Source organism: Angustibacter aerolatus (assembly GCF_054776675.1).
The window spans coordinates 20,028-33,381 of the sequence record NZ_BAAHBM010000037.1; the positions used below are offsets into that span (position 1 = coordinate 20,028).

Sequence of the window (13,354 nt, forward strand, 5' to 3'; positions counted from 1 at the left end):
TTCCACCACGGTCATCGGGCGCCCGCCCCCGCGAGCTCGAACTGCGCCAGGGTGTCGCGCACGACCTCGCCCAGGGCCTCGTCGAGCGGCCGCACCCGGTACGTCTCGGAGAGGATCTCGATGCCCCAGGGCCCGGTCCAGCCCTTCAACAGCAGCAGCTCGATCATCCGCGCGACCGGCATCTCGCCCTGCCCGGGGATGTCGCGCCTGAGCACCGTCTCCTGGTAGGCGCCGTCCAGCGTGGGCTCGGCGGTGCCGTCGTCGAGCTCGACGCCGGTGATCAGCTCGAGCGGCACGTCGGCGATCTGCTCGACCTGCTCGGCGCCACCGCGCCAGATGTGCCACATGTCCATCATCAGACCGCCGGCCGGGTGGCCCGAGGCGCGCACGAGCTCGACGGCGCGCGCCACGGTCGGGATGTTGGAGAACGCCATGAACTCCAGCGCGATCACCGTGCCGGCGTCGCCGAACGCCTGGCTGATCCGGGTCCACTCGCGGGCGTACGTCTCGAGGTCGTACGGCCCGCCGTGGATGTCGGGGCCGACCTTGACGTGGTGCGGGTGCAGCACGTCGGTGGCGCGCAGCAGCAGGTCGAGCACCGCGTCCGACGCGGCCCGCTCCGGGGTGCCGACGGGCTGCCACCAGTCGGTGAGGAACTCCAGCTCGACGTGCCGCATGCCGTTGTCCCGCAGGGTCGCCGCCAGCGTCGGCAGGTCGCCGTCCCGCAGGTAGATCGCCAGGTCGTTGTGCACCACCCCGAAGCCGGTGAACCCGGCGCGTCCGGCTGCCGCGATCCGCTCGGGCAGCGGCACGGGGCTGTCGTCGCGGCCGGGCAGCGGCACCGCGTCGCCGGCGGTGGTCCAGCAGGTCGCCAGCAGGTCCGGCGTGCTCATGCGTCGCTCCTCGGTGCGGTGGGAGAGGTCGCTCACGACGGCAGCGTGCCCATGTCGAGCACGATCTTCGGGTGGGCGCGGCCCGGCGCGTTGCACCGCGCGAACGCCTCGTCGGCGCGCGACACCGGCACCACCTCGTCGAGCAGCAGGTCGGGGCGGATGGCCCCCGACGCGATGAGCTGCAGCGCCCGCGGCAGCAGGTGCACGCCGCCGAGCACGCCCTGCAGGGTGAGGCCCTTCGTCACGAACGCCGCGAGGTCGACGCCGTCGACCGGCCGGCCCGGGATGCCGACCTCCATGATCCGGCCGCCGATCGCCGCGATGCGCGTCAGCGTCGGGCCGAGGCTGGCTGCGCCGGTGCAGTCGAGCACCACGTCGTAGGTGTCGGCGGGGGCGTCGTCCGGCGCGAGCGCGGCGTGCGCGCCGAAGCCGCGCGCGGCGCCGAGCCCGGCCTCGTCGATGCCGAGCACGTCGACCACGCAGCCCGTCGCGATGCCGACCTGCACAGCGATGAGCCCGATCGTGCCGGTGCCGAGCACGGCGACCCGCTCCCCCGGCTGCACCCGTGCGGTCTCGTAGCTGTTGAGCACGGTCACCGACGGCTCGGCCACCAGCGCGTGCTCGGGGGCGACGCCGTCCGGCACCACCGCGACGTTCGTGGCCGGTACCCGGTAGTAGCGGGCGGCCGCGCCCGGCACCGCACCGCGCACGCCGATCTCGAACCTGGTGGGGCACAGGTTGTACCGGCCCGAGCGGCAGACCCGGCACTGCCCGCAGCTCAGGAAGGGCTCGCCGACGACCGTGCGCCCCACCAGCGAGGTGTCGACGTCGTCGCCGACGGCCACCACCTCGCCGGTCCACTCGTGACCGAAGCGGATCGGGTACGTCGTGAGCCCGCCCACGACGTAGGCGCTGTGTCCCGACAGCAGGTGCACGTCGGTGCCGCAGATGCCCACGTGCGACACCTTCGCGAGCAGCTGGCCGGGCGCGGGCGGCAGCACCTCGACGTCCGCGACCTCGAGCCGGCCCGCCTCGGCCATCTGCAGGGCCGGCATCGTGCCGGTCGGCCAGACCCCCTGTGCCGCAGCGGTCTCGAGCACGCTGGTCACGCCGCCTTCCGCTTCGGGCCGAGGTTGCCGGACAGCCAGCCGATGAGCAGGGCCGCCAGGATGATCGCGCCGTACGCCGCCTGGATCCAGAACGAGGGGACGTTCGAGAGCGTCAGGATGTTCTGGATGATGCCGAGCAGCATCACCCCGAGGAACGCGCCGACCAGGTTGCCGCGCCCGCCGTTGAGGTTGATGCCGCCGATGACCGCCGCGGCGAAGACCGTGAAGATGAGCCCGTCGCCCTGGTTGGCGGTCACCGAGTTGATGCGGCCGGTGAGCATGAGCCCGGCCACCATCGCCAGCAGGCTGCCGAACACGATGATGCCGATGGTGAGGCGGGTGGTGCGCACGCCGGCCGCCTTGGCCGCGTCGGCGTTGCCGCCCATCGCGTAGATGCTGCGGCCGGTGGGCGTGTACCGCATGAAGACGTAGACCCCGGCGAAGCCCAGCACGAGGATCCAGGCCTGGATCGGCAGCGTGAGGAACAGCCCGTCGCCGAGGTAGGTCATGGCGCGCGGCAGGTCGGAGAAGGTCTGCCCGCCCGAGAGGCCGATCGTCAGGCCGGCGAGCAGCGTCAGCATGGCCAGCGTCACGATGAACGCCGGCAGCTTCATCCGGGCGATCATCAGGCCGTTGGCGAGCCCGATCACCAGCACCGCGAGGATCATCACCACGAAGCCGGCGGCCAGCGGCCAGGCGCGCCCGCCGTCCGCGGCCGGCGACACGAGCACCGCCATGAGCATCGGGGCGAACCCGACGGTCGACTGCAGCGACAGGTCGAAGTAGCCGCCGATGAGGATCACCGACTCGGCGATCACCACCACCCCGAGCACCGCCGACGTGGTGATGATGTTGTCGACGATGTTGGTCTTGGTGAGGAACGCGGGGTTCACCACCGCGCCGATGACGCCGGCGATGATGATCACCGGCACCAGGGCGACCGCCACCGGGTCGATGTTGCGCCGGCTGCGCGGGCGCGCGGGCGCCTGTGCCGCAACGGGTTCAACCGCCCCGTTCGTCGACGGCTGCTGCACCGAGGTCTCGCTCACGACTGCACTCCTCTGACGGGCACGGACGGTTCGGTGGCGCCGTCGGCGCCCTGGACGGCGGCGGCGAGCACCTTCTCCGAGAAGGGCGGCAGCAGCTGCGAGCTGACCGCGCCGTCGAACATCACGACGACCCGGTCGCAGATCTCGAGGTCGCCGTCGTCGGAGGTGACGACGAGCACCGACTGCCCGCGCCGCTTCAGCGCGTCGATGGTGCTGTAGATCGAGTTCTTGGCCTGCACGTCGACGCCGGCGGTCGGGTTGATCAGCACCAGCACGCGCGGGTCGGCGGCGACCGACCGGGCCAGCACCACCTTCTGCTGGTTGCCGCCGCTGAGCTCCTCGGTGGGCTGACCGGTGCCGTGGGCCTTGATGCTCCACTCGTCGGCGAGCCGCTGGTATGCCGCGTCGCGCTTGCGGCCGCTGATCAGGTGCAGCCGGTTGGTGAAGGTCTTCACGATGCCGAGGGTGGCGTTCTCGGCGACGCTCAGCGCCGGCACGTACCCGCTGAGGTGCCGGTCCTCCGGGGTGAACCCGATGCCGGCGTCCATCGCCTGCCGGATGCTGCCCAGGTGCACCGGTCGGCCGTCGAGGGTCAGCGTGCCGGCGTCCGGCGTCCGCTGCCCGGTCAGCACCTCGGCGAGCTGCATGTGCCCGGCGCCGTCGATGCCCGTGAGCCCGACGCACTCACCGGCCCGCAGCTGCAGGTCGACGCCGTGCACCTTGGGCAGGCTGGTCACGCCCCGCGCGTCGAGCACCGGCTGGCCCTCGTGGTCGACCGCCCCCGCCGCACGGTGCCCCTTGGCCTCGGCGGCGGCCTGCGCGGCGCTCTCGCCCACCATCGCCTCGACGAGGTGCGGCACCGTGAGCCCGGCCAGCCGCTCGGTCGTCACGAGGCGACCGTCGCGCAGCACCGAGACGCTGTCGCACACCTCGAACACCTCGTGCAGGTGGTGCGACACGAAGATCACCGTGACGCCGCGCTCGCGGGCCCGGGCGATGCTGGCGAACAGCTTCTGGACGGCGGGACGGTCGAGACCCGCCGTCGGCTCGTCGAGCAGCAGCACCTTCGGGCCCGACGACAGCACCCGGCAGATCTCGACGATCTTGCGCTCCAGCGGGTCGAGCTGCTCGACCGGGGTGTCGGCGACCTCGCCGCACCCCCACTCCTCGAGCGAGGCCACGGCCGTGCGCCGCACCTCGCCCCAGCGGATGAGCCGGCGCGACGTCGGGAACTGGTTCAGCGCGATGTTCTCCGCGGCGCTGGCCGCCGGCACCAGCGTGCTGCGCTGGTAGACGCAGCCGACCGCGGAGAAGTCGCTGCGCCCGTCGCCCCCCAGCACCCGCACCGATCCGCTGTCGGGTGCCACGAGCCCGGTGAGGATCGACATCAGCGTCGACTTGCCCGCGCCGTTCTTGCCGATCAGCGCCCGCGACTCGCCCTGCGCGATCGACAGGCTGACGTCGGCGAGCGCCCTGGTGGGCCCGAACGACTTCGACACGTCGTCGACGACGATCGCCTCGGTCATCTGCTGCTCCCTCTGTGCTGGTGCGGTGGGCCCGGGGCCGCCCGGGCCCACCGCGACGTCCGTGGGCCTGCGGGTCAGGACCCGTTGCCCCACAGGGCGTCGTCGTCCACGTTCTCCTTGGTGATGGTCGGCGAGGGCAGCTGGTCCTCGAGCGACTCGCCGTTCTGCACGATGGTGCTGTCGTGGTCGGTCTTGCCGGCGGTGAAGGTCTTGCCGGCCATCGCGTCCTTCACGTACTGGATGCCGTACTTGGCGTACAGGTCGAGGGGCTGCGAGATGATCGCGTCCATCTGACCGGCGCGGATGGCGTCGAGGCCCGCGGGCGAGCCGTCGATGCCCACCACCGTGATGTGGCCGGACTCGCCCACCTTGGCGTCCTTCTTCTGCGTCGTCAGCACCTTCTGCACCGACGCCAGGCAGACCGACTCGCTGCCCTCGAAGATGCCGTCGATCTTCTGGGTGCTGAGCACCGTCTGCGCCTGGGTGGCGCACTCCTCGGGCGCCCACTTCATCGGCTTCGAGACCACCGTGATGCCCGGGAACTTCGACGACATGCACTCGGTGAAGCCCTTCGAGCGGTCCTGGCCGTTCTGCGTCGCCAGGTCGCCCTGCAGGTTCAGCACCGTGCCCTTGCCGGCCAGCTGCTTGCCCATGTACTCGCAGCCGGCGGTGCCCATGTAGACGTTGTCGGCGCGCACGATCATCGCGATCTTGCCCGAGTCGGCGCCGAGGTCGACGGTGACCACGGGGATGTTCTTGGCGTTGGCCTGCTTGATCGCCGGCACGATCGCCTTGCTGTCGACCGGTACGACGATGAGGCCCTTCACGCCGCGACCGATGAGCGTCTGGACGTCGGTGCTCTGCTTGGCCGCGTCGGCGTCGGCGTTGACCGCCGGCAGCAGGTCGACGCTCTGCGCCTTGGCCTGCGAGCCCAGCTGCTTCACCAGCTGCACCTGGAACGGGTCGGTGAGGAACGACTCGGAGTAGCCGACCTGGCCGCCGCCGGAGCCGCCGCTGCTGGCGCCGCTGCCGGAGCCGGCTGCCTGGTCGCGGGTGCTGCCGCAGGCCGTGAGGGTCAGACAGCCGACCGCGGCCAGGGCGACGACGCCCCGCGCTGCGCGCTTGGTGTTCATGGTGCCGTCCTTCGCTTCGTCGAGGAGGAGGAGTTGTCGGGTGCTGCGTGGTTCGAGGACGCCACCAGGGACGGCTCCTCGACGTGGTGCTCGCGGTACCAGGCCCGCCCCGCCGGGTACGACACGAGCTCGAGCTGCGCGCCCCAGGGGGCGAGGAAGTACACCCAGCGCTGGCCGAGGTGCGGCCCGCTGCTGGTGGTCGGTTCGCCGAGCACCTCGACCCCGGCGTCGCGCAGGTGCGCGACCGCCGCGTCGAGGTCCTCGACGTACAGCGCCACGTGGTGCCCGCCGACGTCGCTGTTGCGCGGCGGGTCGAGGCGCTGGTGGGGCGCGGCGTACTGGAACACCTCGAGCGTCGGGCTCGAGCCGCACCGGAAGAACCGCAGGTGGGTCACCTCGGCCGCCGGGTCGACCCCCAGGTGCTCGCGCATCCACTCGCCGCGCCCGGTGATCGGGGCCAGCTCGTAGAGCAGCTCGCACCCCAGGACGTCGACCAGGAACCGGGTGGCCTGCTCGATGTCGGGCACGGTCAACCCGACGTGGTCGAGACCGACCAGGCCGGGCAGCGCCGCACGCGCGGCGGGAGCGGAGGAGCCGGCGCGCTGGGTGTCGCCCACGGCATCCTCCTCACGTCATCGTGATGCGCCAGCCTCGGCGCCGATTGGATCCATGCCGGTGTGACCGGCGTCTCGAAGCATGGTGCTCCTGCACATGGAAGTCAACGGTCACGCCGAACCTGTGCGTGAGCGTTTCGACGTCGGACGTCTCTATGGATCCATTCGATGGCAGCGTGTTGCTCCCTGCCGACGACCGCGCGCGCAGACGACGACGCCCGGTGGGGCGCCGTTCGCGGGTGCGAGGGCGTCCCACCGGGCGGCGGGGTGCGGGGTGCGGGGTGCGGGGTGCGGCTACCTCAGCAGCTGGCGGGCCATCACCAGGCGCTGCACCTGGTTGGTGCCCTCGTAGATCTGGGTGATCTTGGCGTCGCGCATCATCCGCTCGAGCGGGAAGTCCTTCACGTAGCCGGCGCCGCCGAGCAGCTGGACGGCGTCGGTGGTCACCTGCATGGCGACGTCGGAGGCGAAGCACTTGGCGGCGGCGCCGAAGAACGGCAGGTCGGGGTCGTCGCGCTCGCTCTTGGCGGCGGCGACGTAGACCATCTGGCGCGCGGCCTCCAGCTGCATCGCCATGTCAGCGAGCATGAACTGGATGCCCTGGAACTCGGCGATGGCCTTGCCGAACTGCCTGCGCTCCTTGACGTACGCCGTGGCGTGCTCGAGCGCGCCCTGGGCGATGCCGACGGCCTGGGCGCCGATGGTGACGCGGGTGTGGTCGAGCGTCTTGAGGGCGAGCTTCAGGCCCTCGCCGCGCACGCCCACCATGCGGTCGGCGGGGATGCGGCAGTCGTCGAAGTGCAGCTCGCGGGTGGGGCTGCCCTTGATGCCGAGCTTGCGCTCGGGCTCGCCGAACGAGAAGCCCTCGTCGGACTTCTCGACGACGAAGGCGGTGATGCCGCGGCCGCGCGGGGCGTCGGGGTCGGTGACCGCCATCACCGTGTAGCAGTCGCTGATGCCGGCGTTGGTGATCCACGACTTCTGGCCGTTCAGCACGAAGGTGTCGCCGTCCGGCGTGGCCTTGCATCGCATGGACGCCGTGTCGCTGCCGGCCTCGCGCTCCGACAGCCCGTAGCTGAACATCGACTCGCCGCTGGCGACGGACGGCAGGTAGCGCGCCTTCACCTCGTCGGACGCGCCGAGGATCAGCGGCATCGTGCCGAGCTTGTTCACCGCGGGGATGAGGGACGACGACGCGCAGCCGCGGGCGATCTCCTCGATGACGATGCAGGTGGCGAGCGCGTCGGCGCCGACGCCGTCGTACTCCTCCGGTACGTGCGGGGCGTGGAAGTCGGCGGCCCGCAGCGCGTCGTACGCCTCCTGCGGGAAGGCGGACTTGTCGTCGACCTCCGCGGCGTGCGGCGTCACCTTCGCGTCGACGACGGCGCGCACGGCCTCGCGCAGCGCCTCGTGGTCCTCGCTCAGCCGGTACACGTCGAAGTCGCTCACGGGCTGAGACTACCGCCGGGTAACAAGGCCCGTCCCGTGAAGCGCGTCACGGCAGGTGCGGGGCCACCTCGTGCTCGAACAGCTCCATCGCGGAGCGGTCGGTGGCCACCTGCGGGAAGTAGCAGATGGCATAGGTCATGCCGTCGGCGTGCGCCGCGGTGAGCCGCTCCACGACCTGCTCGGGGGTGCCAACGAGCGGGCCGCCCTGGAGGTCGGCGACCACCTCGTCGGCCTTCGCCTCGCCGAGCACCGAGGCGTACCGGCTGCGGACGGCGGCGAGCTGGTCGCGCACCTCGGCGTCGTCGCGGCCGAGCAGCACGTTGTAGTTGGCCGAGCGCACGATGGCGTCGTAGTCGGTGCCGAGGTCGCGGCAGTGGCCGGCGAGCACCTCGGACTTGTGGCGGAACGTCTCGGGCGTGCCGTCGAAGTTCGTGTACCGGGCGTGCTGCGCCGCGATGCGCAGCGTCTTCTTCTCACCGCCGCCGGCGATCCAGAGCGGGATGCCGCCCTCCTGCAGGGGCAGCGGCCGGCAGATCGCGCCGTCCACCTGGTAGTGCTCGCCGTCCAGCGTCGCGGTGCCGGTCTCCCAGGCCTGCCGCATGATCTGCACGCCCTCGTCGAGCATCGCCAGCCGCTCCCCCGCCCGCGGGAAGCCGTAGCCGTACGCGCGCCACTCGTGCTCGTACCAGCCCGCGCCGATGCCCATCTCGACGCGGCCACCGCTCACGACGTCCACCGTCGCGGCGACCTTCGCCAGGTACGCGGGGTTCCGGTACGACATGCAGGTGCACATCTGGCCGAGGCGCACCCGCGAGGACGCCGCCGCGAACGCTGCCATCAGCGTCCACGCCTCGTGCGTCGCCTCCTCTGTGGGCTCGGGCACCGTGTGGAAGTGGTCGTAGACCCACACCGACTCCCACACGTCGCCGGCGTCGGCGTGCTGCACGAGGTCGCGCATCACGGGCCACTGCCGGGCCGGCTCGACGCCGACGAGGTCGAGCCGCCAGCCCTGGGGGACGAAGAGACCGAGTCGCATGCCCGGAACGTACCGCCGAGGCGCCCGCCGGTCGCGGTGTGGCGGACGCCACGTGCCGGAGAGCCGCCTGGGGGCCGTCGTGCACACGACCGTCACATCCGGGCCCGGTCGCGCCGATACGCTCCTGGCCATGTCGCTGAAGCTCTCCGTCGTCGGTACCGGCTACCTCGGTGCCGTGCACGCCGCCTGCATGGCCGACCTGGGCCACGACGTCGTCGCGGTCGACGTCGACGCCGCCAAGATCGCGCTGCTCGCCGAGGGGAAGGCGCCGTTCTTCGAGCCCGGCCTGCCCGAGCTGCTCGAGCGGGCCCTGGCCACCGGCCGCCTGCGGTTCAGCACCGACTACTCCGAGCTGGCCGACCGCGACGTGCACTTCGTCTGCGTGGGCACCCCGCAGCGCAAGGGCGAGAACGCCGCCGACCTGACCTACGTCGACAGCGCGTTCGGCGAGCTGGCCAAGCACCTGTCGTCGGCGACGCTCGTCGTCGGCAAGTCGACCGTGCCGGTGGGCACCGCGGCCCGCCTGCAGGACATGCTGCGCGCGACCGCCCCGGCCGGCGACGCCGTCACGCTGGCCTGGAACCCGGAGTTCCTGCGCGAGGGCTTCGCGGTGAAGGACACGCTGCACCCCGACCGCCTGGTCTACGGCGTGGAGGGCGGCGAGGTCGGCGAGCGGGCCACCGCGCTGCTCGACGAGGTGTACGCGACGACGATCTCCGACGGCACGCCGCGGCTGGTCACCGACTACCCCACCGCCGAGCTGGTGAAGACGTCGGCGAACTCGTTCCTCGCCACGAAGATCTCGTTCATCAACGCGATGGCCGAGGTCTGCGAGGCCGCCGGCGCGGACGTCGTGGCGCTGGCCGACGCGATCGGCCACGACGAGCGGATCGGCCGCAAGTTCCTCGGCGCCGGCCTCGGCTTCGGCGGCGGCTGCCTGCCCAAGGACATCCGCGCGTTCATGGCGCGGGCCGGCGAGCTCGGCGCCGACCAGGCGCTGACCTTCCTGCGCGAGGTCGACGCGATCAACATGCGCCGCCGCACCCGCATGGTCGACATCGCCCGCGAGCAGTGCCAGGGCACGTTCATCGGCAAGCGGGTCGCCGTGCTCGGCGCGGCCTTCAAGCCCGACAGCGACGACATCCGCGACTCGCCCGCGCTCAGCGTCGCGGCCCTGGTGCGGCTGAACGGCGCCCACGTCTCCGTCTACGACCCCCAGGCGATGGACAACGCGCGCAAGGTGTGGCCCGACCTGGCCTACGCCGAGAGCGCCGTCGAGGCCCTGCGCGGCGCGGACGTCGTGCTGCACCTCACCGAGTGGCGCGAGTTCCGCGAGCTCGACCCGGCCACCGTCGGCGACGTCGTGCGGTCGAAGTCGATCGTGGATGGCCGCAACGCCCTCGACCCGGCACGCTGGCGGGCGGCAGGCTGGACCTACCGCGCCCTGGGTCGTCCCCGGGCCTGACGCACCGGGGGCGCACGTGCGTATCGACTTCACCCCATCGCCCCGCCCGACCCTGGGCGTGGAGTGGGAGCTCGCGCTGGTCGACCGCGAGACGCGCGACCTCGCGCAGCTGGGTCCGCAGGTGCAGCGCGAGCTGCCACCGGCCAAGGCCCACAAGGAGCTGCTGCTCAACACGGTCGAGGTCGTGACCGGCGTCTGCGCCGACGTCCCCGAGGCGGTGGCCGACCTCGCCGACACGGTGGGGCAGCTGCACGCCGTCACCGACCGGATGGGGCTGGCGGCGTTCTGCGCCGGCACGCACCCTTTCGCCCGATGGAGCGAGCAGCAGGTCACCGAGGGCGAGCGGTACGCGCGGCTCATCGACCGCACGCAGTGGTGGGGCCGGCAGATGCTGGTCTACGGCGTGCACGTGCACGTCGGTGTGGACGACGTCCGCAAGGTGATGCCGACGCTGTCGGCGCTGCTGGCCTGGTTCCCGCATCTTCAGGCGCTCTCGGCGTCCAGCCCGTTCTGGGACGGCGCCGACACCGGGTACGCCAGCAACCGGGCGATGATGTTCCAGCAGCTGCCGACCGCCGGGCTGCCGTTCCAGTTCGACGACTGGGCGGGCTACGAGGCGTACGTCGCCGACATGTTCACCACCGGGGTGATCGAGGAGCTCGGCGAGATCCGGTGGGACATCCGCCCCGCCGCGCACCTGGGCACCATCGAGACCCGCGTCTGCGACGGCGTGCCGAGCCTGGCCGAGGTGGCCGGGCTGACCGCGCTCGTGCAGTGCCTCGTGGTCGACCTCGGCCGCCGCCTCGACGCCGGCGAGACGCTGCCGACGCTGCCGCCCTGGCACGTGCAGGAGAACAAGTGGCGCGCCGCCCGCTACGGGCTCGACGCCGAGATCATCCTCGACGCGAAGGGCGCCGAGCGGCTGGTCACCGACGACCTGGCCGACCTGCTCACCCGCCTCGAGCCGCTCGCCCGCGAGCTCGGGTGCGCCGACGAGCTGGCCTCGCTCGAACCGCTCTGGCGCCGCGGCGCGAGCTACCAGCGGCAGCGCGCGGTGCGCGAGGCGGCCGGCGGCGACCTGCGCGCCGTCGTCGACTCGCTGGTGGCCGAGCTGCGCGACCTGCCCTGACCCGGACCGATCAGCGCGAACCGGTGACACCGGCCCGCGGGCTCAGGTACACCTGAGGACAGGCCGAAGGCCCTCGGGGGAACGTTCGAGGGAAGGGTCCGTCATGCCTGCCGTCCAGGCCCGTCGCGCGCGCGGCGCGCGCCGAGCCGCTGCTGCGCTCGTCACCACCGTCGCGCTCGCCGCGACCGTCACGGACGACGCGCCCGCCGCCGTCCCGCCCGGCCCGGTGCACACCGTCGCCGCCAGCCGCGTGCTCGACGTCGCCGGCCGCGGCTGGGGGCACGGGCGCGGCCTGTCGCAGTACGGCGCGTACGGCGCGGCCACGCTCGGCAGGAGCGCCACGCAGATCCTCGACTTCTACTACCCGGGCACCGCGCAGACCCAGCAGGGGAACCCCACGATGCGGGTGCAGCTGCGCTCGCAGGCCGCGGCCGACGCCGACCGGATCGACGTCGCCAACCCCGGCACGCTGAGCTTCGTCGACGAGCGCACGAAGGCGACGTGGAAGGGCACCCGCGCGACGTCCGCCCGCTGGCGGGTGGTCACCTCGGGCGCCTCGCTGAAGGTGCAGTACCTCGTCGGCTCGACCTGGACGACGAGCCGCACGGTCACCGGGCCGGTGCGGGTCGACGCCGTGGGCACCGGCGCCACGCACGTGCTGCACCCCCTCGACCGCACCTACACCGGCAGCTACCTGCGGGTCAGCCGGGTCGACGCCACCCACCTGACGACCGTCGACCACACCACGATGGAGACGTACCTGCGGGGCGTCGTGCCGGCCGAGTCGATCTCGTCGTGGCCGGCCGCGACCCTGCAGGCCCAGGCGATCGCCGCCCGCTCGTACAGCGCGTGGCACCGAGCAGCTGCCGGCTCGCGCGGCTGGGACGTCTGCGACACCACCGCCTGCCAGGTGTACGCCGGTGACGGCGCGGCCGTCGCCTCGACCGACGCGGCGGTGCAGGCGACCGCCGGGCTCATCCGCACCTTCGGCGGCAAGCCGGTGTTCGCGGAGTTCTCCAGCAGCAACGGCGGCTGGACGACGGCGGGCGACGCGCCGTACCTCGTGGCGAAGGCCGACCCGTGGGACGGCGTCACCGGCGCGAGCGTGCACAGCTGGACGGCGCGGCTGCCGGCGTCGGCGATCGAGGCGCGCTGGCCCGCGCTGGGCACGCTGCGCAGCCTGCAGGTGCGCACCCGCGACGGCCACGGCGACTGGGGCGGCCGGGTCGGCGACGTGCGGCTGGTCGGCTCGCGGCAGACGCTCGTGGTGAGCGGACGCGACGTGTACCTCGCGTGGTCGTGGCCCGCGCACGCCACCGGCCTGCGCTCGCCGTGGTGGGACGTGCGCGACCCCGGCGCCGACCTCAGCGGCGACGGCGTGGGTGACCTCGCGGTCGGCCGGCCCGGCAGCTACGGCGCGATCGTGACCGCCCTCGGCCGCACCGGCTCGGGCGTCGCGGCCGGCGGACGGCTGGTCAGCCAGGCCAGCACCGGCGTCGTCGGCACCCCGGAGGCCGGTGACGGCTTCGGCAGCGCGCTGGCGGCAGGCGACTTCGACGGCGACGGGCGGCGCGACCTCGCCGTCGGCGTGCCGGGCGAGGACATCGGCTCCGGCGCCGGGTACGTGACCGACGCCGGGTCGGTGCAGGTGCTGCGCGGCACGACGTCCGGCACCACGACCGGGCCCGAGCTCACGCTGTCGACGTCGGGCGTGCCCGGCGTCGCGGTGGACGGCGCCCGCTTCGGCGCGGCGCTGGCTGCCGGCGACCTGGACGGCGACGGCCACGACGACCTCGTCGTCGCCGTGCCCGGCGCCACCGTGAACGGCCGGGCCGCAGCCGGCGCCGTCGTGGTGCTGCGCGGCTCCCGCACCGGGCTCGGCACCGCCCGCGCGCTGCAGTGGGTGCAGTCGGCCGGCGAGACGCCCGAGGCCGGCGACCGGCTGGGCGCC

At 72.9% G+C, this 13,354-nt stretch carries 11 protein-coding genes; 3 read left to right on the top strand and 8 right to left on the bottom strand.

The features are described from left to right. Nucleotides 1–11: 11 nt before the first annotated feature. The 8 genes from ACYVI6_RS10440 to ACYVI6_RS10475 all read right to left on the bottom strand — a co-directional run bounded on the left by ACYVI6_RS10440 (nt 12) and on the right by ACYVI6_RS10475 (nt 8,809). On the bottom strand, nt 12–929 hold the full coding sequence (locus tag ACYVI6_RS10440) for a sugar phosphate isomerase/epimerase family protein (RefSeq protein WP_460446310.1): 918 nt from the start codon (nt 927–929) through the stop codon (nt 12–14). Beyond that, entirely contained in the window at nt 926–2,002 is a 1,077-nt protein-coding gene (locus ACYVI6_RS10445) for a zinc-dependent alcohol dehydrogenase (RefSeq protein ID WP_460446311.1), read from the bottom strand. Before ACYVI6_RS10445 ends, ACYVI6_RS10440 begins: the two co-directional genes overlap by 4 nt. After that, complete coding sequence (locus ACYVI6_RS10450; protein ID WP_460446312.1) at nt 1,999–3,051, bottom strand: ABC transporter permease; 1,053 nt, start codon at nt 3,049–3,051, stop codon at nt 1,999–2,001. Before ACYVI6_RS10450 ends, ACYVI6_RS10445 begins: the two co-directional genes overlap by 4 nt. Continuing rightward, entirely contained in the window at nt 3,048–4,577 is a 1,530-nt protein-coding gene (locus ACYVI6_RS10455; protein ID WP_460446313.1) for a sugar ABC transporter ATP-binding protein, read from the bottom strand. The genes ACYVI6_RS10450 and ACYVI6_RS10455 overlap by 4 nt, the downstream gene beginning before the upstream one ends. Before the next feature lie 74 nt (nt 4,578–4,651). Beyond that, nucleotides 4,652–5,710, bottom strand: a complete 1,059-nt coding sequence (locus ACYVI6_RS10460) for a sugar ABC transporter substrate-binding protein (protein ID WP_460446314.1) — start codon at nt 5,708–5,710, stop codon at nt 4,652–4,654. Further along, a complete protein-coding gene (locus tag ACYVI6_RS10465; protein WP_460446315.1) occupies nt 5,707–6,327 on the bottom strand; it encodes a VOC family protein in 621 nt (206 codons plus the stop codon). Before ACYVI6_RS10465 ends, ACYVI6_RS10460 begins: the two co-directional genes overlap by 4 nt. Nucleotides 6,328–6,618: 291 nt before the next feature. Beyond that, on the bottom strand, nt 6,619–7,773 hold the full coding sequence (locus ACYVI6_RS10470; protein WP_460446316.1) for an acyl-CoA dehydrogenase family protein: 1,155 nt from the start codon (nt 7,771–7,773) through the stop codon (nt 6,619–6,621). 46 nt (nt 7,774–7,819) lie between these two features. After that, complete coding sequence (locus ACYVI6_RS10475; RefSeq protein WP_460446317.1) at nt 7,820–8,809, bottom strand: LLM class F420-dependent oxidoreductase; 990 nt, start codon at nt 8,807–8,809, stop codon at nt 7,820–7,822. A 130-nt stretch (nt 8,810–8,939) separates the two neighbouring features. Between ACYVI6_RS10475 and ACYVI6_RS10480 the strand changes: the two genes are divergently transcribed. From ACYVI6_RS10480 to ACYVI6_RS10490, 3 genes are all read left to right on the top strand, one after another. Further along, on the top strand, nt 8,940–10,274 hold the full coding sequence (locus tag ACYVI6_RS10480) for a UDP-glucose dehydrogenase family protein (protein WP_460446318.1): 1,335 nt from the start codon (nt 8,940–8,942) through the stop codon (nt 10,272–10,274). Nucleotides 10,275–10,290: 16 nt separating this feature from the next. Further along, a complete protein-coding gene (locus tag ACYVI6_RS10485; RefSeq protein WP_460446319.1) occupies nt 10,291–11,403 on the top strand; it encodes a glutamate--cysteine ligase in 1,113 nt (370 codons plus the stop codon). Nucleotides 11,404–11,506: 103 nt separating this feature from the next. Then, nucleotides 11,507–13,354, top strand: a 1,848-nt coding sequence (locus ACYVI6_RS10490; RefSeq protein ID WP_460446320.1) for a SpoIID/LytB domain-containing protein, incomplete at its 3' end; no start/stop codon positions are given.

Bases quoted from the DNA above. Each gene is read 5' to 3' on its own strand.
- ACYVI6_RS10480 (WP_460446318.1), top strand. From the start codon at position 8,940: ATGTCGCTGAAGCTCTCCGTCGTCGGTACCGGCTACCTCGGTGCCGTG.
- ACYVI6_RS10475 (WP_460446317.1), bottom strand. From the start codon at position 8,809: ATGCGACTCGGTCTCTTCGTCCCCCAGGGCTGGCGGCTCGACCTCGTC.
- ACYVI6_RS10460 (WP_460446314.1), bottom strand. From the start codon at position 5,710: ATGAACACCAAGCGCGCAGCGCGGGGCGTCGTCGCCCTGGCCGCGGTC.
- ACYVI6_RS10455 (WP_460446313.1), bottom strand. From the start codon at position 4,577: ATGACCGAGGCGATCGTCGTCGACGACGTGTCGAAGTCGTTCGGGCCC.